Annotated in this window: 17 protein-coding genes and 1 pseudogene; 10 read left to right on the top strand and 8 right to left on the bottom strand. The window is 70.1% G+C overall.

Annotated features, from left to right (window positions below; all coding sequences use genetic code 11):
- Window positions 1-65: 65 nt before the first annotated feature.
- Window positions 66-1031: a helix-turn-helix transcriptional regulator gene (locus tag QM779_RS17710; RefSeq protein WP_428538137.1), complete on the bottom strand. Its 966-nt coding sequence runs from the start codon at window positions 1029-1031 to the stop codon at window positions 66-68.
- A gap of 75 nt (window positions 1032-1106) precedes the next feature.
- Between QM779_RS17710 and QM779_RS17705 the strand changes: the two genes are divergently transcribed.
- Genes QM779_RS17705 through QM779_RS17695 form a run of 3 tightly spaced genes read left to right on the top strand, consistent with a single transcriptional unit; the run spans window position 1107 to window position 2466 of the window.
- Complete coding sequence (locus QM779_RS17705) at window positions 1107-1346, top strand: hypothetical protein (protein ID WP_428538134.1); 240 nt, start codon at window positions 1107-1109, stop codon at window positions 1344-1346.
- Between the two features lie 21 nt (window positions 1347-1367).
- Window positions 1368-1658 carry a DUF1905 domain-containing protein gene (locus QM779_RS17700; protein ID WP_428538131.1) on the top strand — a complete coding sequence of 97 codons (291 nt, stop codon included), beginning with the start codon at window positions 1368-1370 and terminating at the stop codon, window positions 1656-1658.
- Between the two features lie 19 nt (window positions 1659-1677).
- Entirely contained in the window at window positions 1678-2466 is a 789-nt protein-coding gene (locus QM779_RS17695) for a DinB family protein (protein WP_428538128.1), read from the top strand.
- A 131-nt stretch (window positions 2467-2597) separates the two neighbouring features.
- Here the strand turns inward: QM779_RS17695 and QM779_RS17690 are convergent, their stop codons facing one another.
- Window positions 2598-3812: a phosphotransferase gene (locus QM779_RS17690; RefSeq protein WP_428538125.1), complete on the bottom strand. Its 1215-nt coding sequence runs from the start codon at window positions 3810-3812 to the stop codon at window positions 2598-2600.
- Between the two features lie 52 nt (window positions 3813-3864).
- On the bottom strand, window positions 3865-5196 hold the full coding sequence (locus QM779_RS17685; RefSeq protein ID WP_428538122.1) for a hemolysin family protein: 1332 nt from the start codon (window positions 5194-5196) through the stop codon (window positions 3865-3867).
- A gap of 65 nt (window positions 5197-5261) precedes the next feature.
- On the opposite strand from QM779_RS17685, the gene QM779_RS17680 reads away from it, so the two are divergent.
- Window positions 5262-6515 carry a CDP-glycerol glycerophosphotransferase family protein gene (locus QM779_RS17680; protein ID WP_428538119.1) on the top strand — a complete coding sequence of 418 codons (1254 nt, stop codon included), beginning with the start codon at window positions 5262-5264 and terminating at the stop codon, window positions 6513-6515.
- A gap of 21 nt (window positions 6516-6536) precedes the next feature.
- On the opposite strand, the gene QM779_RS17675 is transcribed toward QM779_RS17680, so the two are convergent.
- Together QM779_RS17675 and QM779_RS17670 are read right to left on the bottom strand one after the other, a co-directional pair.
- Window positions 6537-7604 carry a glycosyltransferase family 2 protein gene (locus tag QM779_RS17675; protein WP_428538116.1) on the bottom strand — a complete coding sequence of 356 codons (1068 nt, stop codon included), beginning with the start codon at window positions 7602-7604 and terminating at the stop codon, window positions 6537-6539.
- A 53-nt stretch (window positions 7605-7657) separates the two neighbouring features.
- A complete protein-coding gene (locus QM779_RS17670; protein WP_428538113.1) occupies window positions 7658-8875 on the bottom strand; it encodes an NADP-dependent isocitrate dehydrogenase in 1218 nt (405 codons plus the stop codon).
- A 94-nt stretch (window positions 8876-8969) separates the two neighbouring features.
- Between QM779_RS17670 and purU the strand changes: the two genes are divergently transcribed.
- The gene (gene purU, locus QM779_RS17665) at window positions 8970-9821 is read left to right on the top strand and encodes a formyltetrahydrofolate deformylase (RefSeq protein ID WP_428538110.1); all 852 of its coding nucleotides are present in this window, start codon (window positions 8970-8972) and stop codon (window positions 9819-9821) included.
- Window positions 9822-9833: 12 nt separating this feature from the next.
- Here purU and QM779_RS17660 read toward each other — a convergent pair whose 3' ends face one another.
- From QM779_RS17660 to QM779_RS17650, 3 genes are all read right to left on the bottom strand, one after another.
- On the bottom strand, window positions 9834-10466 hold the full coding sequence (locus tag QM779_RS17660; RefSeq protein WP_428538107.1) for a histidine phosphatase family protein: 633 nt from the start codon (window positions 10464-10466) through the stop codon (window positions 9834-9836).
- 61 nt (window positions 10467-10527) lie between these two features.
- Window positions 10528-13611: a hypothetical protein gene (locus QM779_RS17655; RefSeq protein WP_428538104.1), complete on the bottom strand. Its 3084-nt coding sequence runs from the start codon at window positions 13609-13611 to the stop codon at window positions 10528-10530.
- A 227-nt stretch (window positions 13612-13838) separates the two neighbouring features.
- The gene (locus QM779_RS17650; protein ID WP_428538101.1) at window positions 13839-15770 is read right to left on the bottom strand and encodes a FlgD immunoglobulin-like domain containing protein; all 1932 of its coding nucleotides are present in this window, start codon (window positions 15768-15770) and stop codon (window positions 13839-13841) included.
- Between the two features lie 243 nt (window positions 15771-16013).
- Between QM779_RS17650 and QM779_RS17645 the strand changes: the two genes are divergently transcribed.
- The 5 genes and pseudogenes from QM779_RS17645 (at window position 16014) to QM779_RS17625 (ending at window position 26014) form a co-directional block, all read left to right on the top strand.
- Entirely contained in the window at window positions 16014-17003 is a 990-nt protein-coding gene (locus QM779_RS17645) for a malate dehydrogenase (RefSeq protein WP_428538098.1), read from the top strand.
- A 131-nt stretch (window positions 17004-17134) separates the two neighbouring features.
- Window positions 17135-21202, top strand: a complete 4068-nt coding sequence (locus QM779_RS17640; protein WP_428538095.1) for a S8 family serine peptidase — start codon at window positions 17135-17137, stop codon at window positions 21200-21202.
- A gap of 152 nt (window positions 21203-21354) precedes the next feature.
- On the top strand, window positions 21355-24141 hold the full coding sequence (locus QM779_RS17635) for a S8 family serine peptidase (RefSeq protein ID WP_428538092.1): 2787 nt from the start codon (window positions 21355-21357) through the stop codon (window positions 24139-24141).
- Window positions 24142-24294: 153 nt separating this feature from the next.
- Window positions 24295-25431: pseudogene (locus QM779_RS17630) on the top strand (AMP-binding protein); the annotation flags it as partial.
- Between the two features lie 91 nt (window positions 25432-25522).
- Window positions 25523-26014, top strand: coding sequence for an AMP-binding enzyme (locus QM779_RS17625; protein ID WP_428538088.1), 492 nt, complete (start codon window positions 25523-25525; stop codon window positions 26012-26014).
- The last annotated feature ends 115 nt before the right edge of the window (window positions 26015-26129 follow it).

Raw genomic sequence — 26129 nt, 5'->3', positions numbered from 1 at the left:
TGAGTTGGTCCGACCATTTCGGGACGAATGCGCAACCCCGCTCCCACATGCTGGACGCCGTACTGCTACGCAGTGGTTGGTTCGACCGATCCCAGCAGCCTCTCACCGAGCTCCCGGACGGCCGCCCGCAGTTCCGGCCCCTCACCGACGTGGAACGGCATCGGGAGCGCGGCGAGCATCTCGGCGTACCAGTCGGGCGAGTTCGTCGTCCCGACGAGGCGGCAGTGGCCGTCGTCCACCGGCTCGAGGCGTCCGATCGACCGGGGGAGCCAGGGCTGCACCTCGGCGACCGGGCCGTCGACGAGGACGTCCACGGCGAGCTGCCAGCCGACGGCGAAGTTCTCCTCCAGCGCGGCGACGGGGTCGAGGTCGGCGGGCGGGTCGAACCCTTCGTCCAGTTCGACGACGGAGAGCACGCGATCGACGCGGTAGGTGCGGATCGCCCCGTCGCTCGAACGCCGGCACAGCAGGTACCAGCGTCCGTGCCGCACCACGACCGCCCACGGCTCGACCACCGACTCCCACTCGTTGCCCGAGCCCGTGCGGTAGCCGATCCGGACGGCGTGCCGGTTCGACGACGCCAGGACCAGCGCGGCGGTCGTGGTCGGGTCCGGCGGCACGCCGTGCCGGTCGGGCACCGGACGGGCCGTCCTGCGCACGACCTCGGCCTGCGTGGCGATCGCCTCGGGCAGCGCCCGGATGATCTTGCGCAGCGCGTTGCCGACCGGGTCGGAGGTGTCGGCCGCGTCGTGGTGCCCGTCCAGCACGGCCATGACCATGCCGAGCGCCTCGGTCGAGGAGAACACGAGCGGCGGCAGCCGGACGCCGCGTCCGACCGTGTAGCCGCCGCGCACCCCCCGCGTCGACTGGAGCGGGATCTCGGCCTCGCGCAGGATCCCGACGTAGCGCCGGGCCGCCCGCTCGGTGACGCCGAGGGACGCGGCCAGCCCGCCCGCGGTGATCCCCGGGCGGCTCTGGATCAGCTCGAGCGCGAGCAGCGCCCGGGCCGTGGGGCTGGCGGCATCGGCCATCGTGGCAATCCTGCGTAGGTCGGGGTCCGAACAATCCGGAAGCAGATCGTCCGGTATCGATCCTACGGTCTTTCCATGACACAGCGAACCCTCACCCCGCAGCTCAGCCACGGTGTCTGGTCGGCCACGCGGCCGGCACCCTCGCACCACGTCCGCGAGGCGCTCGCCACGTTCCTGCAGCGCCTCACGCAGACCCGCCCCGTCCTGCCGCCCGAGGTCGGACGCGACCACGACCCCGTCCTGCACGCGTCGCTCCGAAGCGCGGAGCAGGCCAGGGAGGCGCTGGACCCCTCGCGCCGAGCGCTGCTGTACTGAACCCCGAGGAGCGGAGGCCGGATGGAACTCGAGTTCACCGCGGACGTGATCGAGTGGCGCGGCCCCGCGCCCTACTACTACGCGGTGGTGCCCGTGGCGGAGAGCGACGCGATCGGCGACCTCGCCGGGGCCCTGACCTACGGCTGGGGCTGCATCCCCGTCGAGGTGCGGCTGGCCGACCAGCGGTTCACGACCTCCCTGTTCCCGAAGGACGGCGGGTACGTGGTCCCGCTCAAGGCCGCCATCCGTCCACCGGGTCTGGGAGCCGGTGACCGGGTCCGGCTCCGGCTGGGCTTCGACATCCACGGCTGAGGACACCCGAGGAGGCACCATGACGCGTTTCACCGGCTCCGACGACCTGCGCGGCGCCGAGTTCACCGACGCCGACCTCAGCGGCGCCCGTTTCGTCCGCTGCTCGCTGGCCGGCGCGGTGTTCCGAGGAGCCGACGTCGACGGTGCGGACATCGACGCGCCGTGGCTGACCGACGGCGGCACCCTCCTCGTCAACGGGGTGAACGTCGCCCCGTTCGTTGACGCCGAACTGGATCGCCGGTACCCCGGGCGCGAGCAACGCCGGGCGGCCGACCCGGACGGGCTGAGGACGGCCTGGTCGGCGCTCCGGCAGACGTGGGCGGCCACCCTCGCCCGGGCCGCAACCCTGCCGGCGGGGACGGTGGACGTGTCCGTGGACGGCGAATGGTCGTTCGCGCAGACGCTGCGGCACCTCGTGATGGCCACCGACACGTGGCTGGGCAGGGCGATCCTCGGGCTCGACGCGCCCTACCACCCGGTGGGCGTCCCGAACGCGGAGGCGGCGTCCGACGGCTTCGACCTGTCCGTCTTCACCATCCCCGAGCCGTCCTACGATGAAGTACTCACCGCCCGTGCCGATCGGGTCGCCATGGTGACCGACTTCCTCGCCGACGTGACGACCGACGACCTCGCGCAGGAGCGCCGCAACCCGTGGACCCCCGACCACCCCGAGACCGTCCTCTCCTGCCTCCATGTGATCCTCGAGGAGGAGTGGGAGCACCACCGCTACGCCGTCCGCGACCTCGCCGCCGCCGAGAACGCGCACCGCCCGCACGAACACGGAGATCCCGGGTCAAGCCCGGGATGACAACCACGCATTCACGGTCCCTGAGGAGCGGTCCCGAGGAACGAGGGACGGCGTCACGAAGGGCCGCCGCCATTCCTGTCATGCCGGGCTCGACCCGGCATCTCACGGCACACCCGACCGGACGCGCCCGCTCAGACCACTTGGCGGACGAGGGCTTCGGCGGAGCCGACCATCGTGGCGGTCTCGCGCTCCCAGTCGGGTTCCTGGCCGCGGAACGGGCCGGTGGCGAGCGAGATGATCACGGCGGCCGAGCGCAGGCGCAGCTCCGTCGGATCGACGCGGGTGTCGAAGACCGGGACCCAGCGCCGGATCAGCTGGTGCACGCGCGCCTCCTGGGACGCGCTCATCCGCTGGATCGTCGACAGGTGGGCGACCAGGCAGGCGAGGTCGTCCGCCCGGCGCCCGGGCCCGATCGTGTCGGTGTCGAGCATGCCGCAGACGTGCCCGCCCGCCACGTGCACCTGGCCCTCGTGGAAGTCGCCGTGCGTGGCCTCACCACCCGGCGGGATCGGCGACAGCCCCTGGCTGATCGTGTCGACCAGCCAGCCGAGCCGTGCCTCGAGGGCCGGCATCGCCGCGGCGACCATACGCGCGTAGTGTCCGACCGCGTCCGACCACGGCGGACGCCGGTCGAGCCGCGCCACCGAGGCCGGCATCGCGTCCAGCAGCCCGATCAGCTCCTCCGCCGTGCAGGGATCGGACGCGTCGAAGATCGCCCGCGCGAGCGGCTGTCCTGACAGGCCGCGCAGCACCAGCAGGTGGTCGTCGGTCGTCGCTGCCACCTCGGGGACGGGCAGGCCCGCGTCCGCGAGGAGGCGGTGCCGCGAGAGCACGTCGTCGAAGAGGCGCGCCCGCAGCACCTTGACGTAGACGACCTGCTCGCCGCAGGTCACCTTGACGACGGCACGTCGGCGCGGACGGTAGCCGATCATCTGCAGCGTCAGGTCGTCGGGCCCGACCGTCCGGGAGAAGATGTGGTGGCTGTTCGCGAGTTCGGCCATCGATTCGGCGTACGCAGCCCTGGCCAGACCGGGCAGGTCGGGGTCCTGCGGGTAGATCCAGACGGCCACCTCGCGCTCACCGTCGGCGAAGATCTCCGCGACGTTGTCGGTGTCGGCCGGCCCGGACGCCCGGGCGCTCACCCCGAGCAGTTCCTCCCTGCGTCCGTACGGCCAGTCGACCAGCGCGGAGTAGGTGGCGGTCGTCGACTGCGCGGGGTTCGCGTCGATGTGGTCGAGTGCCCACGAGACCAGCGTGCCGCCGGCGTGCTGGACGGCCGCGGCGAGAAGGGACCCGACATCGTCCGAGGTGAGCAGCACCGAACCGTCGGGGTCGGACGCGGGCACTTCACCTCCTTGTCAGCGCGGGCAGGCAGCACCTTACTTCGACAGGGCGACGCTAGTACTCCTCGGCGGACACTTCGCCGAGATTCGTCAGGCGGAGCCGGGCCGCCCTGCGTCCGTCAAGCTCGGTGACCCGCAGCTCGAACCGCCGCGGCTCGCCCTGCTCGTGGTCGGGAACCAGGTCGACCGTGCAGCTGTCGCCGACCTGCGGCAGGCTCCCCAGCCGCGCCATCACGAACCCCGCCACGGTGTCGTAGGGGCCCTCGGGCAGGACGTAGCCGATCTGCTGGCCGAAGTCCTCCAGCGTCACCAGGCCGTCGAGGTCGATGGTCTCGTCCGCGTTGTCGGTGGAGCGGACGGACTCGACGTCGAACTCGTCGGTGATGTCGCCGATCAGCTCCTCGACCAGGTCCTCGATCGTGACGATGCCCGCGGTGCCGCCGTACTCGTCCCGCACGATCACCAGGTGCTGCCGGGTCTGCCTCATCTCGGTGAGGGCGCGCAGGATCTTCACCGACTGGGGCAGCGACGCCACCGGACGGACGAGGTCGCGCACCGGGACGTTGCGGCGGGCCGGGTCGAGGTCGGCGAGGTCGCGGACGTGCACGAAGCCGATCACGTCGTCCGGCCCGTCCCCGATCACCGGGTAGCGGCTGTGGGACGCGCCCTGCATGCGACGGAAGGCCTTGTGGGCGGACAGCGACCCGTCCAGGAAGTCGACCTCCGTGCGCGGGATCATCGCCTCGCGCAGGCTGACCTGGCCGGCGGCGAACACCTCGTCCACGATCTGCCGCTCCTCGTCGCCGAGCGTCTGCGAGCTGCCGACCATCTCCCGCAACTCCTCGTCGGTGACCTCCTCGCGGGACGCCTTCGGGTCCCCGCCGAGGACGCGGACGAGCAAGTCGGTGGACACCCCGAGGAACCAGATCACCGGACGCGCGAGCCGCGCGATCGCGTTCACCATCGGCCCCAGCGTCATCGCGAAGGCCTCGGCGCGCTGCATGGCCAGCCGCTTGGCGGTCAGTTCCCCGATCACGATCGAGAAGTAGGAGATCACGACGGTGATCAGCACCAGCGCGAGCGGGGACGCGACGCCGGCCGGCATCCCCCAGCCGACCAGGACGCCCGCCAGGCTGCTGGAGAGGGTGGCACCGCCGTACGCCGCCGACAGGAATCCGGCGAGCGTGACGCCGATCTGGACCGCGGACAGGAACCGGTTGGGGTCTGCGGTGAGCTTCGCGACGGTCTGGCCGCGCTTGCCGCGGGTCGCCAGCTGCTTGACCTGGGACTCGCGCAGGGACACCAGCGCCATCTCGGCGGAGGCGAACACGCCACCGATCACGATGAAGAGCAGGATCAGCAGGATGTCGCCGACGATCGGGTTCAACAGGCCCCCAGGGTTGGTGAGTGCCCGATTCTACCGACACGCCGTGCGGTGTAGCCTCTGGGGCCATGTCGAGCGGGGGATTCCGGTTCGCCCGGGGGAACCTGGGCAAGCTGCTCGCCCTCCCCCGCTACGCGTGGGGCGCCCTGCAGGCCCGCTCGTCGAAGCGGAACCCGAAGCTGTGGGTGGTCGGCTCCGCGTTCGGGCCGGCGGACGGAGCCCTCGCGTTCTGGCGCGCGGCGAAGGCCCTGCCCGACCCCCCGCGCCTGGTCTGGCTGAGCGGGTCGGCCGAGGAGACCGCGAAGGCCCGCGCACTCGGGCTGCACGCGGTGGTCGACCGCGACTCCGCCGAGGCCCACCGCCTCACGCTGCGGGCCGGCCTGGTCGCCGTGACCCACGGCTTCGGGGACGTGGACCGCTACGGCGTCAGCGGCGCGGTCATCGTCCAGCTCTGGCACGGCGCCCCCGTCAAGAAGCTGCACTCCGACTCGCCCGCGGTGACGTCGCTGGGTGGGCTCGAGCGCGTCCCCGGCGTGGCGGCCCTGATGCGCAGGGCCTACCGGACCGGCACCAGCCGGATCTCCCTTCTGCCGACCGCGTCCGGCTTCTTCGCGCCGTTCCTCGCCTCGGCGTTCCACCTGATCAGGGGCGAGGTGAAGGTGCTGGGCGAGCCCCGGACGGACGTCCTGTTCACCGGCACGCCCGAGGAGAGGGGCGCCGCGTCCCGGGCCCTCCTGGCCCCCCACCTGGGCGAGCACGCCGGCAGCAGGGTGGTCCTGTACGCGCCGACCTGGCGCGACGGCGACGCCGATCCCGGGGTGCCGACCGAGCTGCAGTGGCTGCGGATCGAGGAACTGTGCGAGCGGCTCGACCTCGTCCTGCTGGTGCGCCCGCACCAGCTCGGGGTCGGCGAGTACAACCACTCCTCGTCCAGGGTGCGGCTGCTGACCGCGCAGGACCAGCCCGAATCGATGCCGCTGCTGTGGGGCCTGCACGTGCTGGTCACCGACTACTCGTCCATGCTGGTCGACTTCGTCGTCACCGGCCGACCCCTGCTGCTGCTCGCCCCCGACCTCGACGCGTACCGCGCGAGCCGCGGCCTGTACGTCGACTACGGCTGGCTCTCCGGTGGCCGGTGGAGCACGGACTGGGACGACGTCGTGGATCGGCTGGAGGCGCTGTTCACCGACCCGGCTGCGGCGGACGCGGCGTCCGCGCACTCCCGCGAGCTCGCCGCTCGCTTCCACGAGTGGACCGACGGACGCAGCGCGCAGCGCGTGGCCGAGGAGGCGTCCGCCCTGGTCGCCCGCGAGTTCGGCTGAGCCGGACCGAAGGCAGTGGGCTCAGGCCACGCGAGAGCGGTCGACCGTCGTCGCCGCGCCGGTGAGCCAGCCCTTGAGGAAGCCGGAGCCCCAGGCCAGGTGCATGGTGGCGAGGACGACCACGTTCAGGAGCCGGTCGACGACCCCGTCCCCGCCGAGCCGGGTGAGGCCGACGGCGCTGACCCCGGCGAGGTAGCCCAGCGACGGCACGTGCGCGAGCGCCCAGCCGGCGCCGCGGGCGACGCCGAGCACCTGCAGCAGGGCCACGAGCAGGCTGATCGCGACGAGCACGGTGACCGCGGGCGGCGGCAGGTAGCGCCACGGCGTGGACTGCTGCCGGCGGACCAGGTGGCCGCGCCACACCCCGGTGGCGAACATCTGCCGGCGCAGCGCGTCCCAGCTGGCCCGCGGCCAGTAGACGACCCGCTGCCGCGGGGTGAACAGGATCAGGTGTCCGGCAGCGCGGATCCGGTGGTTGAGCTCCCAGTCCTCTGCGCGCCGCAGGCCCTCGTCGTAGAGGCCGACCTCCTCGAGCACCTCACGGCGGAACACGCCGAGGTAGGCGGAGTCGCACTCGGCCTCGTCCTCGCCGTGGTGCCAGGACCCTCCGCCCAGCCCGAAGGGCGAGTTGTAGGCGCGGGCGACAGCCTGCTGGAAGCGCCCGCGTCCCCTGGCCTCCATGACGCCGCCGACGTTCGCCGCGCCGGTGCGGCGCAGCATCTCGACCATCGCCGCGGTGTAGCCCTGCGGGAGCTCGGCGTGGGCGTCCACCCGCACGACCACCGGGTACCGGCTGGCCCGGATCGCGAGGTTCAGCCCGATCGGGATGTCGTTGCGGGGGTTGGCGACCAACCGAACCCTGGGGTCGGACGCGGCGAGCTCGGCAGCGACCGCGTCGGTGCCGTCCGTGGACGCACCGAGCGCCAGCACGAGCTCCTGCTCGCCGTCGTACTCCTGGGAGAGCACTGCCCGCACGGCCTCGGCCAGGTGCCCGGCCTCGTTGAGCACCGGCATCACGTACGACACGGCCACGCCGTCCGGCAGCGGCGCGAGTACCGGCCGCGTCACGGACCCCGGCGTCGCACTCACGTCCGCCATCCTCTCAGACCTCCCCGTGGCCCTCGGCAGCAGCCGTGGCCGGGTCAGGCCAGCGTGGCGGCGAGGTTCTCGTCGAGGGCGGCGAGGAACTCCTCGGTCGTCAGCCACGCCTGGTCGGGGCCGACCAGGAGCGCGAGGTCCTTGGTCATCTTCCCCTCCTCGACGGTGGAGACGCAGACCTGCTCCAGCGCCTCGGCGAAGGCGGTCACCTCGGGGGTGCCGTCCAGCTTGCCGCGGTGCTTCAGCCCGCCGGTCCAGGCGAAGATGGACGCGATCGGGTTGGTCGACGTCGGCTTGCCCTGCTGGTGCATCCGGTAGTGCCGGGTGACCGTGCCGTGGGCGGCCTCCGCCTCGACGGTCTTCCCGTCCGGGGTCATCAGCACCGACGTCATCAGGCCGAGCGAGCCGAAGCCCTGCGCGACCGTGTCGGACTGGACGTCGCCGTCGTAGTTCTTGCACGCCCAGACGTAGCCGCCCTCCCACTTCATCGCGGATGCGACCATGTCGTCGATCAGCCGGTGCTCGTAGGTGAGTCCACGGGCGTCGAACTCGGCCTTGAACTCGGCATCGAAGACCTCGGCGAAGATGTCCTTGAACGCACCGTCGTAGGCCTTCAGAATCGTGTTCTTCGTGGAGAGGTAGACCGGGTAGTCGCGCATCAGCCCGTAGCTGAAGGACGCCCGCGCGAAGTCGCGGATCGACTGGTTGAAGTTGTACATGCCCATCGCCACGCCGCCGTCGTCGCCGTAGTTGGCGACCACGTGCTGGATCGGCTCCGAGCCGTCGGACGGGGTGAAGGTGATGGTCAGCTGGCCGGCGCCCGGCACCTTGAAGTTCGTCGCCTTGTACTGGTCGCCGTGGGCGTGGCGGCCGATCACGATCGGCTTCGTCCAGCCCGGCACCAGCCGCGGGATGTTGGAGATGATGATCGGCTCACGGAACACCACGCCGCCGAGGATGTTGCGGATCGTCCCGTTCGGGGACACCCACATCTTCTTCAGCCCGAATTCGGTCACCCGGGCCTCGTCGGGCGTGATCGTCGCGCACTTCACGCCCACGCCGTGGGCCTTGATGGCGTTGGCCGCGTCGATCGTGACCTGGTCGTCGGTCGCGTCGCGGTTCTCGATCCCGAGGTCGTAGTAGTCGAGGTCCAGGTCGAGGTAGGGGTGGATCAGGCGCTCCTTGATGAACTGCCAGATGATCCGGGTCATCTCGTCGCCGTCCAGCTCGACGACCGTGCCCTCGACCTTGATCTTCGCCATCTCTGCGCGTTCCTCCCGTGTGCGACGTTGCGGCAAACATACCGGAGCGCCACCGCCGCCGAGTTCGCGGTGCGGGGACGCTACCCTGTCAGCCGTGATCGACTCGACCCACTGGCTGCTCACCCTCTCCTGCCCCGACCGGCCCGGGATCGTGCACCAGGTGACGGGCGCCATCGTCGAGGCCCGCGGCAACATCACCGAGCTGCAGCAGTTCACGTCCACCGAGTCGGGACGCTTCTTCATGCGGGTGCAGGTCCAGTCGGGCTTCGACCGCTCACACTTCGAGCGGGACTTCGCCGCGATCGCCGAGGGTCTCGGTGCGCAGTGGGTCCTCGACTACGTGGGACGCCGCCGGCGCACGCTGGTGCTGGCGTCGAAGGCCGGCCACTGCCTCAACGACCTGCTGTTCCGGCAGCGCTCGGGCTACCTGCCGATCACGATGCCGCTGATCATCGCCAACCACCCCGACCTGGCCGACCTCGCGAAGTTCTACGGGATCCCGTTCGAGCACCACCCGGTCACCCCGGACACGAAGGCGGAGGTCGAGCGGCACATCCTCGACGTGGTCGCCGAGCACGACATCGAGCTGGTCGTGCTGGCCCGCTACATGCAGATCCTGTCCCCCGAGCTGTGCGCGGAGCTGGCCGGGCGCGCGATCAACATCCACCACTCGTTCCTGCCGGGGTTCAAGGGCGCCAACCCGTACCGCCAGGCGCACTCCCGCGGCGTGAAGCTGATCGGCGCGACCGCGCACTTCGTCACGTCCGACCTGGACGAGGGCCCGATCATCGAGCAGAACGTGCGCCGCGTCGACCACACCATGGAGGTGCCGGAGTTGGTCGCGATGGGCCAGGAGCAGGAGAGCAGGACGCTCACCGAGGCGGTGAAGCTGTTCGCCGAGTACCGCGTCCTGCTGGACGGCGGCCGCACGGTCATCTTCAGCTGACCGGGTCCGTCGTCAGCTGACCGGGTCCCCCTGCTCCGCGTCGTCGGGCATCCAGTAGCTGCGCACCCCGTCGAGCTCGACCAGGGTCCAGCCCGCGTCGGGGGCACCGTCGGCGATGATGATGCCGGTGTTCTCCAGGTGGCCCTTGCCCAGCGCCTCGTCGAACCCGGGGACGCGGGCCGTCGCCCAGGTGCGCAGGGCGGCGCCGTGGCTGACGACCATCGCGACGGCGTGGTCCGCCGCGGCGACCTCGTCGATCGCGGCGTCGAACCGCGCCAGGAACTCGGTCGCGTTCTCGCCGCCGGGCACGCGCGCGTCCACGTCGCCCCCGTGCCAGGCCACCATCGTCCCGATGTAGCGGGTGGCGTCCGCGGACATCTCGTCGTCGCCGGCCGACACCTCGCGCAGCCCGGGCAGGACCGTGTACCCGAGGCCGAGGCGGCGGGCCAGCGGCGCGGCCGTCTGCTGCGTGCGGACCAGGTTGGACGTGTAGATCGCCTCGATCGGGAAGCCGGCCAGCCGCTCCACCAGTCCCTCGGCCTGTTCGCGTCCGGTCTCGTCCAGGTCCGCTCCCGGCGCCGCGGTGTCGAGCAGGAAGCCGACGTTGGACGTGGTTCTGCCGTGGCGGACGAGGATCAGGCGCATGGTTGCCACCCTAGTCCGCCACGACGGGCCTGCCGGCCCGGAGCCCGGCGGTGACCCGCGCTCAGCCGGCCACCACCACAGGGTCGCTCGGTTCGCTCCAGGTGGTCACGTCGGCGTAGCCGGGGCGCTGGGCGACCACCTTCACCTTCAGCGCGAGACCGAGGTCGGCGGACGCCACCTTGTAGGTGACCTTCGTCGAGCCCTTGATCGCCACATCGCCCGCGTCGGTCACCCGGTACCACTGGTAGGAGAGCACGGGGACGACCGTGGCCCCGCCGGCGGCCTGGTAGCGGCCCGGGTCGGCGACCAGGGTCCGGCCGACGACGGCGTCGCCGGTGATGGCCAGGGTGCCGACCTCGGCGTACGAACCCGCGATGACCTTCGCGGAGACCGTGGACGTGGTCGATGCGGACGTGTAGCCCGACCGGGAGCCCGTGACGGTGGTCTTCAGCCCGTAGCCGACATCGGCTCCCGTCGGCACGTAGGACGCCTTCGTCGCCTTGGAGATCGCCTTGGCCTTGCCCTTGGCGTCCACCCGGTACCACTGGTAGCCGACGGTCACGGGGACGGGGCCCCAGCCGGTGGCGTCCACAGCACACGCGACATCGACCTGGGGGGCGTCGCAGGAGAGCGCGGCCGCACCCTTCGCCAGCGTGCCCTTGATGACCTTCGCCGTGGCAGCGGAGGTCTTCGAGCTCGCCCGGTAGTACTTCGAGGCAGGAACGGACACCTTCGCCTTGAGGGTCTTGCCGAGGTCAGCCGCGACCACGGTGTAGTCCGCAGCGGTCGCGCCCTTGATGGCCGAACTGCCGCGGTACCACTGGAACGTCGGGGTGACGTCGGTGGGCACCGGGCCCGGATCGGCTGTCACGACCGCACCCACGGCGGGCTTGGTCACGTCGAGCTTCGGGGTGGCCTGCGGGTAGGTCGTGGCCGTGTTCGTGATCGTGACGGTGCCGGACACCGCGCCCGCGGCGGTCAGGTCGACCAGTCCGCCGAAGCCCTCCAGATGCCACGAGTACGTGCCCTCCTCCGCCGGCACGCCGGCGATGGTCCCGTCCCACGTGATGCGCAGCGACCCGTCCACCGAGGCGTCCACGGGGACGACGGTGGCGTCCTTGCCGGCAGCGCTGATCACCAGCGAGCCCTCCGGCAGCGCCTTGGTCGCATCGACCGAGAGCTTCCAGCCCGCGGTGTCGCCGGCCCACGAGTTGAACGTGGCCGCGGCGGACGTCCACAGTGCCCGCGGAGCGGAGGTTCCGCCGAACCCCAGGTCGTGGACGACGAGTTCGGAGCCCGTGGCGTACAGGGCGTGACCGGCGGCGTCCAGCGCGGGAGCCACGTTGGCGTCGGAGTCGGAGAGCTCGGTCAGGCTGGAGGCCGCGAGGTCGACCGCCTGCCAGTCACTGCTCTCCCCCGTCTCGACGACCGCCACGCCGTCGCTGAGGGCGGTGAGCCAGAGGCCGTCGTCCGAACTCCGGCTCCACACCACGGTGCCCGTGCGGAAGTCCGTGACCTTCGCGGCCGTGGTGTCGGAGTCGGTGGAGCCCGTGACCGCGACGTTGTCACCCCAGAGGAACACGCCATCGAGTTCCTGGAACTCGTCGATCGGCACCGCTCCCAGGATCTGCGGCTTGCCGGAGCGGATGTCCCAGACCCGGATCTCCCACGAGGTGTCGGTGTAGCTGATCGTCGCGACGAGACCACCGAAGAGGGCGTACGGGTAGTCCCACTTTCCGAACGTGATCGGCGTGGTTCCTGCCAGCACGGAGGGCTTGCTCGCCTTCGCCGAGGCGTAACCCAGCACGTAGGGACCGCTCAGCTCGCCGAGGTAGGCCCACTTGGCCAGTTTGGCGACCTGCGTGCCGCGGTCGAGCAGCAGCAGGCCGTCAGAGGACTGCACCGCCGTGCGGCCCGCCGAGACCAGGACGCCGAGGCCGCGCTCGGACAGTGTGGTCTCCGTGGTCGGGGCGGCAAGGGTGCGCTGCCACGCCGTGCCCCTGGCCCTGCCGTCGAGGCCGGCCATGCGGGAGGGGGCGAGGGACAACTGTTCGGGGACCACGGGTCCCAACGGGCCCTGCGAGAAGCGGCTCGCCTTGCCGGAGGCCGCCACCTCGAACACGCCGCCACTGGTCGGTGTCGTGTCGGAGACGACCGGGAGGTCGCTCCGGCCGACGCGGGCGAACTCGGTGTGGGTCAGGTCGCCCTGGTCCGGCGCGACGCCGGTCACCTTGACGGTGGCGGGGAACTTCCCTGTGCCCGCGGCCCGGACCAGCTTCGTGACGTAGAGCGACGAGCCGACCTCCAGCTGCGCGAAGTCGCCCAGCTTGCGTCCGAACGACATCATCGCGTCGTTCTTGCTGATCTTCGTCTTCAGCACGTCGCACGTCGGAGTCGAGCCGGCGCCGCTGACCGTGCAGTAGTCGAACTGGAAGGTCGAGGCCCCCTTCGTCTTGTGCAGGCTGATGTACTCCACGGCACCGGTCGAGGTGAAGCCGACATGGTCGACCTCACCCGTGACGGTGAAGGAGCGAGCGCCGGTCGAAGAGCCGTCAAGCGGGACGGGGTCGATGCGGGCCGAGCTGACCGTGAAGCTGTCGCTGAACACCTCGTTGACGTGCAGGGCGACCCCGTCTGCGCCCGTCGCCCACCAGGACCATGAGTCGGGGTCGGCCACCTCGGTCTGCAGTGCCACGTCGCTCCCGCCCGACAGCGAGATGGCGCGGGCGGAGTCGTCGTCCCCGTCGACGGCGATCACGAGGTCGCGGGTGGCAGCGCCGATGCTCTTCGCGTCCACATCGTGCGTCGTGACGGTCGGCGTTGCGCCGGACAGGTCGACGACCCAGGCGCGCGCGGGCGTGACCTCGGTGTCCTCGCCGCCGGGAGGGTTCGCGGTGAGGACGGCAGCCGTGCTGTCGATGTACTGGACCTTGGCTTCGGTGGCGAGTTCGGAATCACCCAGGTCCACGCCCGCCCAGGTGTCGCCGTGGTCGGTGCTCGCGTACCAGAGGCCGCTCTGCGCCCCGTTCGTGCCCTCGGCGAGCATGGTGTCGTCCCACACGGCGCGGACGATCCCCCCGACCGGCGCCTGCGCCAGCGGAACGACGACATCTCCGTCCACCGCCTGCGCGGCGGGCGCGGACATCGCCAGTGATCCCAGTCCCAGACACAGGCCCACGGCCCCCGCCACCCAGCGGCGCGCTGCGCGGCGCTCCCCCCACCTCGTCATGGTCTGACAACTTCCTACGCAATTGGTGCCCCTGTGGCGACCCTGTGTGAAAGCTATCATTCGCACTCCCCATGGGAGGGCGTTCCGGGAGGTCCGTACAGTCTCGGCGGTCCCTCCGGGTGCGGCAGCCGACGCGAAGGAACTCAGCCCTGAGCGAGATCCTTGACGCCCGTGAGTACCAGCGAGTTGTACCCGGCCTTCACCAGCGTTGCCCGCACCTGGTACTTCCCGTCGGCATCGGTGTAGGCGAGGCTGGACTCTGTCGCGCCGCTGATCGCCGTGGCCTTCTTGCCGACCACGGAGTACCACTGCCACTGGATGTCGTCCGGCGTGACCGGCCCACTCACACTGGCCTCGAGGACGCCCGGCAGGAAGTCACTGTGTTCGATGTAGAGGGCCATGGCGTCGGCGTCGAAGCTCGCCTTGGCGACCTTGGAGCTCGCCTTGGAGGTCTTCGTCACGCTCGGGTAGTCGTCGAGCGACCCGGTCAGCGCGACCTTGATCGTCTTCCCGACATCCGCGGCGGTCACCTGGTAGGTCGACCCGGTGCCCACCAGCGTCGTGCCGGCGTACCACGCGTACGCGACGTCTACTCCCGCCGGGCCCCACGTGGAGGCCCCCGTCGTGGAGGTGACGGAGAGAACCTGGTCGACCACGGGCGTGGTGTCGCTGAGCTTGGGCGTGACCGACGTGATGCCGGCCACGGCGACGGGGCTCGGGGTCGCGGCGAACACCGTGGCGGAGTTCGTGTACCCCGCCCGCGTGCCCGCCACCGCGACGGTGATCGCGTAGCCCTTGTCGGAGGACGTCACCACATAGGTCTTCTTGGTGGCCTTCTTGATCGCGGTCTTCTTGGTGCCCTTCACCCGGTACCACTGGTAGGTGTTGCCCGTCGCCGCCGGGGCGTACGTCCCCGGTTCGGCCGTCAGCGTCTCACCCACGACCAGCAGCGTCCCCGCAACGGTGATCGTCGGGGTGCCCGCGCTGGTGAAGCGGGCCTTCGCCACCTTGCCGGTGGTCTTGGAGTCGACCGACCTTCCGGTGTAGCCCGACTCCGATCCGGTCACGCGCACCTTCAGCTTCAGGCCGGCCGCCGCCGCACCGACCACGTAGGTGGACGCCGTCGCGCCGCTCAGCGCCTTCGCCTTCCCCTTCGAGGTCACCGTGTACCACTGGTAGGCGAGGTCGACCGTGCCCGGTCCCCAGGTGCCGGGGTCGACCGTCAGCGTCTGGTCGACGGTTGCGGTGCCGGTGATCCGTGGTGTGGCCGAGGTCGAGAGGACGCCCTTGCTCACCGTCGACGTGGCTGCGGAGACCCGCTCAACCGGGTCGTCGTCCCAGCCCTGCACCACACCGCTGACCTTGACCTTCAGGCGGTGGCCGGCATCGGCCGGGGTGACCGTGTAGGTGGCACCGTCGGCGAAGGCGATCTCGGCCGAGTCGCGGTACCACTGGTAGGAGTACTCGATGCCGGTCGAGGGGGTCCACTTGCCGGGGACGGCCTTCAGCAACTGTCCGACGACAGGCGTGGTGTCGGAGATCGTGGGGGTCGCCCCCTTCATCGTGCCCAGGGACTCGTCGACCACCCGGACGGTGCCCGTCACCGGCGACGACCCGTCCTGGGCCACCAGCGCTCCACTGCCGTCGCTGCCCTGCATGTCGAGGACCCACGTGTAGTCCGCGCTCTCCGGCACAGTGGTCTGGGTGTCGTCCTGCCCGTCCCAGCTCGTCGTGACCGTTCCGTCCGCGCTCGCGGCGACCTCGATGGTCCGGACGACGTCCGAGAACTGGTCGGCGATCTGAAGGGTCCCGGCATCGACCGCCTTGTCGACCTTGACGGTCAGCGTCCAACTCGGATTCGCGGGACGGATGTTCAGCGTGGCTCCGCTGGTGGTGATCGACGTCGCCATCGGGGGCGCGACCGTCACCTCGGACGGCGCGACCGGGGCCGCGTTCGCCGGGGTGGGCGCCATGATGGGGCCGCCCGCCAGGAGCATCAGCGCGACGCCGGCAGAGCCGATCCATCGAGCTCGTCCACTCCAGCGGCGCGCGGGGCGCAGCGATCCCTCGTTCATGTGTTCCCCTCCAGGTCGGACCGGCCTCGCACGAATTGTGCAGGGCGCCGGCAACCCCCACCAGTTCCCGGTCGGGGGACAACCCGGAGCCCGCACCAGCGCCGCGCACCATCGCGCCCGAACCGGGGCACAACTGCACCTTTTCCCTGCGGGCGTCCTCCACCCGAAAGCGGTCACTCGACGGTCCGACCAACTGCTAGCGTCGGAGACGACTCTCTGCCACATCTCACCGAGGAGCACATCGTGAGCCAGACACCCGTCAAGGTCGCGGTCACCGGCGCAGCCGGCCAGATCTGCTACAGCCTTCTGTTCCGCATCGCCAGCGGCGCCCTGCTCGGCCCCGACCAGCCGGTCGAGCTGCGCCTGCTCGAGATCACGCCCGCCCTGAAGGCACTCGAGGGCGTCGTGATGGAACTCGACGACTGCGCCTTCCCGTTGCTCAGCAAGGTCGAGATCGGTGACGACGCCTCGAAGGTGTTCGACGGCGTGAACCTGGCCATGCTGGTCGGCGCCCGCCCGCGCACCGCGGGAATGGAGCGCGCGGACCTGCTCAGCGCCAACGGCGCGATCTTCACCGCGCAGGGCAAGGCCCTGAACGCGGTGGCCGCCGACGACATCAGGGTGCTGATCACCGGCAACCCGGCCAACACCAACGCCCTGATCGCGATGAACAACGCCCCCGACATCCCCAACGACCGTTTCAACGCGCTCACCCGCCTCGACCACAACCGGGCCATCACCCAGGTCGCGCAGAAGGCCGGCGTCCCGGTCACCTCGGTCAGCCACATGACCATCTGGGGCAACCACTCCGCCAGCCAGTACCCCGACCTGTTCCACACCGAGGTCGACGGGAAGAACGCCGCCGAGCTGATCAACGACCAGGCGTGGCTGGAGAACGACTTCATCCCGACGGTCGCCAAGCGCGGTGCCGCGATCATCGCCGCCCGTGGCTCCTCGTCCGCCGCCTCCGCCGCCAACGCGACCGTCGAGCACATGCACGACTGGGTGCTGGGCTCCGCCGAGGGCGACTGGGTCTCGATGTCGGTCCCGTCCGACGGCTCCTACGGCGTCCCCGAAGGTCTGATCTCCTCCTTCCCGTGCGTGGTGAAGGACGGCACGTACGAGATCGTCCAGGGCCTCGAGATCAACGACTTCAGCCGCGCGAAGATCGACGCATCGGTCGCGGAGCTGATCGAGGAGCGGGACGCGGTCAAGGAGCTCGGCCTCATCTGAGACCAGCCGAACGCACTCCGCACAGGGCGGGCCACCGGGCCCGCCCTGTGCCGCGTCTGGCGTAGCCGGTAGAGTTTGGGCTGGAAACCTGTCTGCGTCGGGCCGATTGCGCCCGCACGAGGGAGTCAGCGATGGGCCGGATGCGCCGCAGCGCCGTTGCGCTGTGGGCTGCCCTCACCGTGGTCGCCCTCGGGGTCGTCACCGTCGAACCGCACGTGCTGCCGACGTCGTCGCAGGCGTCGGGGGCGGCGTCCACCGACACCTCCACGAGCGACGAGCCCACCGTCGTCGATGGCCGCTACCTGATCCGGACGGGCGCGCAGGCCGCGGACACCGCACAGCTGACGGCGCTCGTCGAGCAGACCGGCGCCACCGTCCTGAAGACGTACGACACGCTCTGGTCCGGCGTCAGCGTCGCCGCCACCGACTCGCAGTTGGCGCAGATCGAGGACGCTCTCGGCACCGACGCGGTGTTCCCCGTCTACCGGTTGCACCTGAGCGACCCCACCGCCTTCTCCACCGACGACGACCCGGACCCGACGGCCGACCCGACCGGCAGCACCACCCCGGAGACCACGGCCCCGGCGAGAGATCCGTCCGCCACGAGCTGCACCCCCGACCCGGACTCCACCCCGACCCCGACACCCGACCCGACGGATGACACCACGACCGGGGCCACCGACGAGCCGAGCGCCGACCCGACGGAGACCTCCACCACGGACCCGACCGTCGACCCGACGGACGACCCGACCACCGATCCCACGGACGCACCCACGGGCACGCCCACGCCCGTGCCTCCCCTCGCGGTCGACGATTCGGCCACGACCCTGCAGAACCAGCCCGTCACGATCTCCCCGCTGGCCAACGACGTGGCCGGCGCGGACGGCGGCGACCCGGCGACGGCGATTCCCCTCGTCCCCGATTCGCTCGTGCTGACCGGCAGCGGCGCGTCCGAGGACGGCAAGACCCTCGACACCGCGGCCGGCGCCTGGACGGTGGGCGCCGACGCCACCGTCACCTTCACGCCGGGGGCGTCCTTCACCGGCGAGGCCACGGCCGACTACGAGGTCAGCGACACCGCCGACACGACCGTCTCCGCGACCATCACCGTGACGGTCACCGCCGTCGTCCCGACGGCGACGGCGGACTGCGCGGCGGTGCCCGCCCGGCACACCGCGACGGTGGACGTGCTGGCAAACGACGCGCCCGGCGACCCGTCCGCGCCGCTGCAGGCGACCAGCGTGCGGTTCACCGCGGACGGCGCCACCGACGGCGGGCGTGCGCTCTCCACGTCCGAGGGTGAATGGCTCGCCGACTCCAGCGGCACGGTGACGTTCACCCCGGCGGACGACTTCGACGGCGCGACGGCGAGAACCACCTACGAGGTGTCCGACGCGAACGGCACGACCAGCCACGCCACCGTCAGCGTGACCGTCGGGACGCTGACCACAGCCACCGACACCACCGGGACCACCCCGCAGAACGTCACCCTCACCACCGCACCGCTCGACGGCGTCACGATCGGGGACGACGGCACCGGCACGCCGGGGACGCTCGTGCTCTCCTCGATGGTGTTCACCGACACCGCGCACACGCTCGACTCCGGGCGCACGCTCGTCGTCCAGAACGAGGGCACCTGGCGCATCGACGAGGCCACCGGGGCCGTCAGCTTCGACCCCGAGTCGGCGTTCGTCGGCACCGCGCAGGCGGCCTGGGCGATCACGGACAGCTTCGGCAACACCGCGTCCGCGACGATCACGGTCACCGTGACCGCGGTCACCCCGGTGGCCGGCGAGGACGACCAGCACACCGCGGCGAACAACCCGGTCACCTTCGACGTCCTCGCCAACGACCAGCGCGGGGCTGACAGCGCCCCGCTGAACCCGTCCACCCTGAAGCTGCTGCCCGCGGCGAGCACGTCCGAGGGCACGTGGACGCTGAACAGCGACCACACCGTGACCTTCACCCCCGCGGAGGACTTCACCGGGATCGCGACCCGGCAGTACGAGGTGCGCGACGCCAACATGACCCCCGCGCCCGGCGTGATCCGGGTCGTGGTGGGTGCGCTGCCGCAGGGGGTCAGCGACGCCACCACCGCCAGCCAGGACGGGACCACGCTCACCCTCACCCCGCTCTCGAACGACGTCGCCGGTGACGACGGCCGCGGGGACGACGGCCGCGGAACCTTCGTCGGCTCGACGGTCGAGCTGACCTCCGGCGGGGCCACCGACGGCGGCAAGAAGCTGGCCACCGACTCCTACACCTGGGCGGTGGCGGACGACGGCACCGTGACCTTCACCCCGGACTGGCGCTGGACGGGATCCGCGACCACCGACTACCGGGTCACCGACAGCTTCGGCAACCCGACCAGCGCCACCATCTCCGTGACGATCACCGCGTCCGCCCCGACCACGACCGAGACCCGACTGACGTCGATCGGCGCGCTCGGGTCCAGTGACCGCGGCACCGGGATCAAGGTCGGCATCATCGACTCGGGCGTCGACTACGACCATCCCGACCTGGGCGGCACGACCGGGGGCGCGTTCCCGACGACCCGCGTCACGACCGGCTACGACTTCGTCGACAACGACACCACCCCGATGGACTGCTACGGCCACGGCACCAAGGTGGCCGGCATCGTCGGGGCCGACGGCAACCCGAAGGTCGGCGGCGCGTACGGCGTCGCGCCGGGGGTGACGTTCGGCGCCTACCGGGTCTTCGACTGCAACGGCAGTGCGACGACCGACGACATCATCGCCGCGCTCGAGCGTGCGGCCAGCGACGGCATGAACGTCGTCAACCTGTCGCTGGGCGCGTCGTCGGCGAGCTGGCCGGACGACCCGCTGGGCGTGGCGGCGGCGAACCTGGTCAAGAAGGGCGTGGTCGTCGTGGCCGCGTCCGGCAACAGCGGCGACAAGGGCCTGTTCACCGCCAGCAGCCCTGCGGTGGCGCCCGGGGTCATCTCGCTCGCGGCGGCGAACGCGGGCAGCACCGGCATCGAGGGCTACAGCGCGATGGGGCTGGCCGCCGACCTGAGCCTGACCCCGACGCTGACCGCGCCGGGCAGCAGCGTCCACACCACCGCGATGGACGACGCGTACTCCGACCCGACCGGCACATCGATGGCCTCGCCGGAGGTCGCGGGCGCGGTGGCGCAGATCCTCCAGGCGAAGGGGTGGACGGCCGCGACCGCCGGAGTCCCGGCGAAGGTCGCCGCCCTGCTGTACGGCAGCGCGTCCCCGCTCGACACGACCACCGCGTCGGTGAAGGGCAGGCCCGAGGCCGTGTTCCGCCAGGGCGCCGGGCTGGTCCAGGTGGACGCGGCGCTCACCGCGACCGTGACCGCGTCCCCGTCCGTCCTCAAGCTCGGCGAAGGCACCACGCACAAGACCAGCGTCACCCTCAGCAACAGCGGCTCGAGCGCGGTCACCTACAAGATCGCGGCCGTGACCGGGGCGAGCGCCGCCGCGAGCACGGGCAGCAGGACGAACGTGGGGACACAGACCCCCGACTGGGCGTACGCAGCCGTCGGGTTCAGCGCCAGCCCGTCGTCGGTCACGGTCCCGGCCGGCGGCACGGCGAAGGTGACCGTCACGATCACCCCGTCCAGCAAGGTCCTGAAGGGCAGGAACGGGCTGCTCTACGGCGGCTGGGTGCGATTCACCGCCACCGACGCGCAGACCGTCTCGGTGCCGTTCGCCGGCGTGCGGGGCGACTACCAGAAGGTGAAGCTCCTGCCGAGCGGCAAGCGCGGCTTCACCGACTCCTCGACCAACCTCCCGTACACGGTCCAGATGCCGGCGCTGGCGTTCCAGAACTCCGCGGGCGCGATCCAGGGCACCTACTCTGGGACGCGCACCTTCCACGTGGCGAAGTCGGGCGGCCAGCCGTACGTGATGTTCCACCTCGACTACCCGGCCAGCGCGATCAGGGTGAAGGCGATCAACCAGAAGACGAAGAAGTCCTACTACGCCGTGCTGAGCGGCACCTCGACCCAGTTCGGCAAGCGCGGCCGGGACGAGAGCTACTCGGTGATCCCGTTCTACGGCGCCTACAAGAACTCCGCCGGCAAGGTCGTCGGCGTCCCCGCGGGCACGTACAAGCTGCAACTGCGCGTGTTGGCGCCGTTGGGGAGCTCGTCCAAGACCTCGCACTGGCAGACGTACACGACGCGCGCGTTCAAGGTCACCTGGAGCTGAGGCCCTCCGGCCAGATTCTGTGCTTTTTCTGTGTATGGGATCGGCCCAACCCTTCGCGGACGGGGTACCGCCCGGATAGGGTGCAGACGTCCGCTCGCTCCGGGGGGAGCTGCCGACGTTCCGTATCAACCGGACCATCAGGAGTAGAGAGCATGCGCGCTCGTCCTCGTACCAGGGCCCTGCTCGGCGTCGTCGCCGGGGCCACCGTCACCGCACTGTTCAGCTCAACCTATGCTCCCTCAGCCGTAGGCGACACCGTCGAACGTGGCAGCAAGGCTCTGACCTCCAGGCAGGTTGCCGACCCCAAGGCAAAGTCCATTCCCGACAAGTGGCTGGTCCAAGTGGCCGGCTCGCCGCTGCTGAGGGGAGGGAGCATGGCCACGGCAAAGGCGCGTCAGAACACGGTCAGACAAGCGGCGGCGAACGCCGGCGTATCGATGAAGGTGTTGAACAGCTACACCCGTGTATGGAACGGCTTTTCTGTGGAGGCCAGCCAGTCCGACGTCAACAAGCTCAGGGGGCTTGCGGGTGTGACCAAGATCTATCCGGTCTACGCCGTCGAACTTCCTCGGACCACGGTGAAGCCTGACTTGTCATACTCCGTTCCGATGATTGGGGCTGACGCAGCACAGGTCGAGGGCTACACGGGCGCTGGGATCAAGGTCGGAGTCATCGACACCGGCATCGACTACAACCATCCTGACTTGGGCGGTTCCGGCGTCGAAGGCAGCACCGCGGACTTCGGCGCGGCGGCTCCGCGAGTGAAGTACGGCTACGACTTCGTCGGCGACGCCTACGACGCTGACAAGGAAGGCTCGGAGCCGGTACCGGACCCCTATCCGGATGACTGCAACGGCCACGGTACGCACGTCGCCGGCATCATCGGTGCGAACGGTGACTCGGCGGCCGGTGGCGTGGTAGGCGTGGCTCCCGAGGTGACCTTCGGGGCCTATCGCGTCTTCAGTTGCGACGGCTCCGCCGACACCGAGGTGATTCTGGCCGCCATGGACCGCGCCGCGGCCGACGGCATGGACGTCGTCAACATGTCTCTGGGCGAGAGCTTCGCGAGTTGGCCCGACTACCCGGACGCCGCAGCCGCCGATGCTCTGAGGCGGGCCGGGACGATCGTGGTCGCGGCGGCTGGCAACGACGGTCTCGACGGCCTGTTCAGCGCCGGCAGCCCCGGCGTCGGCAAGAGCGTCATCTCGGTGGCCTCTGTCGAGAACACTGATATCACGCTGCGCTACTTCACCGTCGACCCTGTCCCTGACGTTCTGCCCGATGGCAGCATCGGGTACCTGGATGCCGAGGGCGCTCCGGCACACAACCCGGGCGATACCGCATCCTTGGCTGTCGGCTATTCCGAGGATGGCTTCCATACGAACACTTACGGTTGTGACGCTTTCGCGGATCTGACCGGCAAGACCGTACTGATCAAACGTGGCGGCACTACTGAGGACACTTCGTGCACCTTCTACGAGAAGGCCTACAACGCACAGGCCGCTGGCGCCGCGGGTGTGGTGATCTACAACAACACAACCGGAATCATCTCCCCCACTGTGAAACCCGCAAGCACAGAGGAGCCCTCAATCGACATCCCAGTGGTGTTCGTCGCGCAGCGCGATGGTCAAGCCCTTGCCAATGCCGTTCCCACACAGACGACGACCGCAACCTGGACGGACTCAACCGAATCGGTCGCGAATCCTGAGGCCGGAGCGATTTCGGACTTCAGTTCCTTTGGACCCGCGGCCGATCTCAGCGATACTCCAGATGTTGCTGCCCCTGGAGGCAACATTTGGTCGACCTACCCCCTCGAACTCGGCGGTCACGCCAGCTTGTCTGGCACGTCGATGGCCACGCCCCACGTCACCGGCTCGGTTGCCCTCCTGCTCGAGGCGACTGCCAAGAAGCTGAAGGGCAACGTTGACGCTGTGCGCGCCGCACTGCAAAACACCTCAACCCCAGTGGACAAGCTCTACGCCTACGGGTACCAGGTGATCGACGGCGTGTACGAACCAACTGTCCGGCAGGGCTCCGGTCTGATCAACGTCGAGAAGGCGATTTCCGCCGCCACTTCCGGCACGACGGTGACTCCGGGGCAGATCAACCTCGGTGACAACCGCACCTCTTTCACAAAGACCCAGTTGAAGCTCACGAACACCGGAACGACGACCGAGAAGTACACACTGGGTGTCGTCAACGCGGCCAACGTGGGCGCAGCTCCGACGACCTACTGGTATGACTACGACGTCAAGAAGGCGACCTCCAAGTTCTCCAGCAAGACGGTCACGGTCAAGGCGGGCAAGACAGCCACTGTCACGGTGTCCCTGAAGCAGCCGAAGCTCGCTGCGGGATGGTTGTACGGCGGGTGGATCACCCTGACGAAGTCCGACAAGTCCAAGACCCTCGTCGTGCCGTTCACCGGCATGGCGGGCGACTACCAGAAGGTGAAGGTCCTTCAGGGCATCTGGGATGTGAACAGCGACCAGACTGCCCTCGAAGAGGTGTACGACCTGCCCGCGCTCGCCGAGTCTGCCGAACTAGGCACGATCATCGAACCCGCGGATGCAAAGCCGAGCTTCGACCTGAGCGACTCCGATCACATGCCGTACGTCCTGTTCCACTTCGATTACCCAGTGGCCGACGCCTACCTGAACGTCTTCAGGGCGACGTCGTCAGGAAAGAAGGGTGCTGAGGTGTTCAGCGGCTACAAGACCTTCCTTGAGACCGGCGAGCTGGGTCGGGACGACTCCTACTATGCAGTCGCCTTCGACGGGAAGATCCCCTTCAACGCGTCTACTTCGGCTGGTCTCACCGTTCCGGACGGCGACTATGTCATTGAACTGCGCGTGCTGAAGGCTGGTGGAAACACCAAGAAATCCACCGATTGGGAGACCTGGACATCGCCGGCGTTCGCAATCCAGCGCGCACATGGCTGAGCAGGCCGATTGAACTCCAGCGGCGCCACGTGTGGCCGGTCCTTCGGGGCCGGCCACACGTGTTTCGCGTCCACCTCTGACGGGAAAGCTACGGTTCCGTAGGTGCAGGCGTAGGCTGGCGGACGGTTCCCCACACCAGAAAGCGGTCAGCCAATGACGCCTGTCGGTCGTCCCGCCACCCCTGCCACCCTGACGGTCCGCGCGGCGCGCGACTTCCTGCTCGACCACGGCACCGACTACGCCGGGGCCGTCGAGGGGTTCGCGTGGCCCGAGCTGGACGAGTTCAACTTCGCGACCGAGTGGTTCGACGTCGTCGCCGGCGAGCACCCCGACCGGTCCGCGGTGACGATCGTGTCCGCCGACCTGACCGCCCGGTCGTGGACGTACGGGGAGCTGTCCCAGCGCTCCGACCAGGTCGCCCGCTGGCTGCGGGGGCTCGGTGTCGGTGCCGGCGACCACGTGATCGTCATGCTGAACAACACCATCGAGCTGTGGGAACTCCTGCTGGCCCTGCTGAAGGTCCGGGCCGTCGCGATTCCCACGTCCACCCTGCTCTCGGCTGCCGACCTCGCCTACCGCGTCGAGTACGGGACGGCGAGCGTGGTCGTCGCCCCCACGCCCCTGAAGGCCCGGCTGGAGGACCTGCCCCGCTCGGTGCTGCGGATCGGCGTCGGCGAGGACACCCCGTCCGGCTGGATCAACATGACCGAGTCGGCCAAGGCGCCGGCCGCCTACACGCCGAGCCGACCGACGAAGGCGTCCGAACTGAGCCTGCTGTACTTCACCTCGGGGACGACGGCGCGACCCAAGCTGGTCGCGCACACGCACGTCTCCTACCCGGTCGGGCACCTGTCGACGATGTGGTGGCTGGGCGTGCGCCCCGGCGACGTGCACCTCAACATCTCCTCGCCGGGCTGGGGCAAGCACGCGTGGAGCAACTTCTTCTCGCCCTTCCTCGCCCAGGCCACGGTGTTCGTGTTCAACTACGAGCGCTTCGACCCGGCCGCGCTGATGAAGGTGATGGACACCTACGACGTCACCACCTTCTGCGCGCCGCCGACCGTGTGGCGCATGCTGATCCAGGCCGACCTGACCCAGCTCACCAAGCCGCCACGCGAACTGCTCGGCGCCGGGGAGCCGCTGAACCCCGAGGTGATCACGCAGGTGCGCAGGGCGTGGGGCGCCACGATCAGGGATGGGTTCGGCCAGACCGAGATGACCTGCTGCATCGGCAACTCCCCCGGCCAGGTCGTCAAGGACGGATCGATGGGACGCCCGATGCCCGGCTACCCGGTCGTCCTGCTCGACCCCGTGACCGGTGAGCCCCGCGCGGACGAGGGCGAGATTCTGCCTCGACCTCGGCCGGCCGATCCTCGGGCTCATGGCGGGCTACCACGAGGACGCGGAGATGACCGCGGAGGCCTGTCGCGACGGCCACTACCACACCGGCGACATCGCGGCCGCGGACGCCGACGGCTACCTCACCTACGTCGGCAGGGCCGACGACGTGTTCAAGGCGAGCGACTACAAGATCTCGCCGTTCGAGCTCGAGTCGATCCTGCTGGAGCACCCGTACGTCACCGAGGTGGCGATCGTGCCCAGCCCCGACCCCCTGCGCGCCGCGGTGCCGAAGGCGTTCATCTGCCTCGTGCAGGACGCCGTCGCGCGTCCCCAGGACGCCGCGGCGGAGATCTTCGCGCACGCCCGCGAGCGGCTGAGCGCCTACCAGCGCGTCCGGATCGTCGAGTTCGTCACCGAGCTCCCCAAGACGATCTCCGGCAAGATCCGCCGCGTCGAGCTGCGCGAGCGCGAGGCCGACCGGGTCGCCCACGCGTCCGCCGAGGGCCAGTACCTGGACCGCGACTTCCGCTGACAGACAACGGACCTCAGACGGGAAGACGAGATCCCGGGTCAAGCCCGGGATGACAAGAACCGGTCCCTGAGGAGGCGTCCCGAGGAACGAGGGACGGCGTCACGAAGGGCCCCGT

The organism is Propionicimonas sp., from assembly GCF_049840635.1.
In the GTDB taxonomy this organism is placed as follows: Bacteria; Actinomycetota; Actinomycetes; order Propionibacteriales; family Propionibacteriaceae; genus Propionicimonas.
This window is presented reverse-complemented; position numbering and strand designations above follow the sequence as displayed.

Coding starts and splice junctions, on each gene's coding strand:
- QM779_RS17640 (WP_428538095.1), top strand. CDS start 17,135: ATGGGCCGGATGCGCCGCAGCGCCGTTGCGCTGTGGGCTGCCCTCACC.
- QM779_RS17705 (WP_428538134.1), top strand. CDS start 1,107: ATGACACAGCGAACCCTCACCCCGCAGCTCAGCCACGGTGTCTGGTCG.
- QM779_RS17670 (WP_428538113.1), bottom strand. CDS start 8,875: ATGGCGAAGATCAAGGTCGAGGGCACGGTCGTCGAGCTGGACGGCGAC.
- QM779_RS17710 (WP_428538137.1), bottom strand. CDS start 1,031: ATGGCCGATGCCGCCAGCCCCACGGCCCGGGCGCTGCTCGCGCTCGAG.
- QM779_RS17655 (WP_428538104.1), bottom strand. CDS start 13,611: ATGTCCGCGCCCGCCGCGCAGGCGGTGGACGGAGATGTCGTCGTTCCG.
- QM779_RS17660 (WP_428538107.1), bottom strand. CDS start 10,466: ATGCGCCTGATCCTCGTCCGCCACGGCAGAACCACGTCCAACGTCGGC.
- QM779_RS17635 (WP_428538092.1), top strand. CDS start 21,355: ATGCGCGCTCGTCCTCGTACCAGGGCCCTGCTCGGCGTCGTCGCCGGG.
- QM779_RS17680 (WP_428538119.1), top strand. CDS start 5,262: ATGTCGAGCGGGGGATTCCGGTTCGCCCGGGGGAACCTGGGCAAGCTG.
- QM779_RS17700 (WP_428538131.1), top strand. CDS start 1,368: ATGGAACTCGAGTTCACCGCGGACGTGATCGAGTGGCGCGGCCCCGCG.
- QM779_RS17650 (WP_428538101.1), bottom strand. CDS start 15,770: ATGAACGAGGGATCGCTGCGCCCCGCGCGCCGCTGGAGTGGACGAGCT.
- QM779_RS17695 (WP_428538128.1), top strand. CDS start 1,678: ATGACGCGTTTCACCGGCTCCGACGACCTGCGCGGCGCCGAGTTCACC.
- QM779_RS17625 (WP_428538088.1), top strand. CDS start 25,523: ATGGCGGGCTACCACGAGGACGCGGAGATGACCGCGGAGGCCTGTCGC.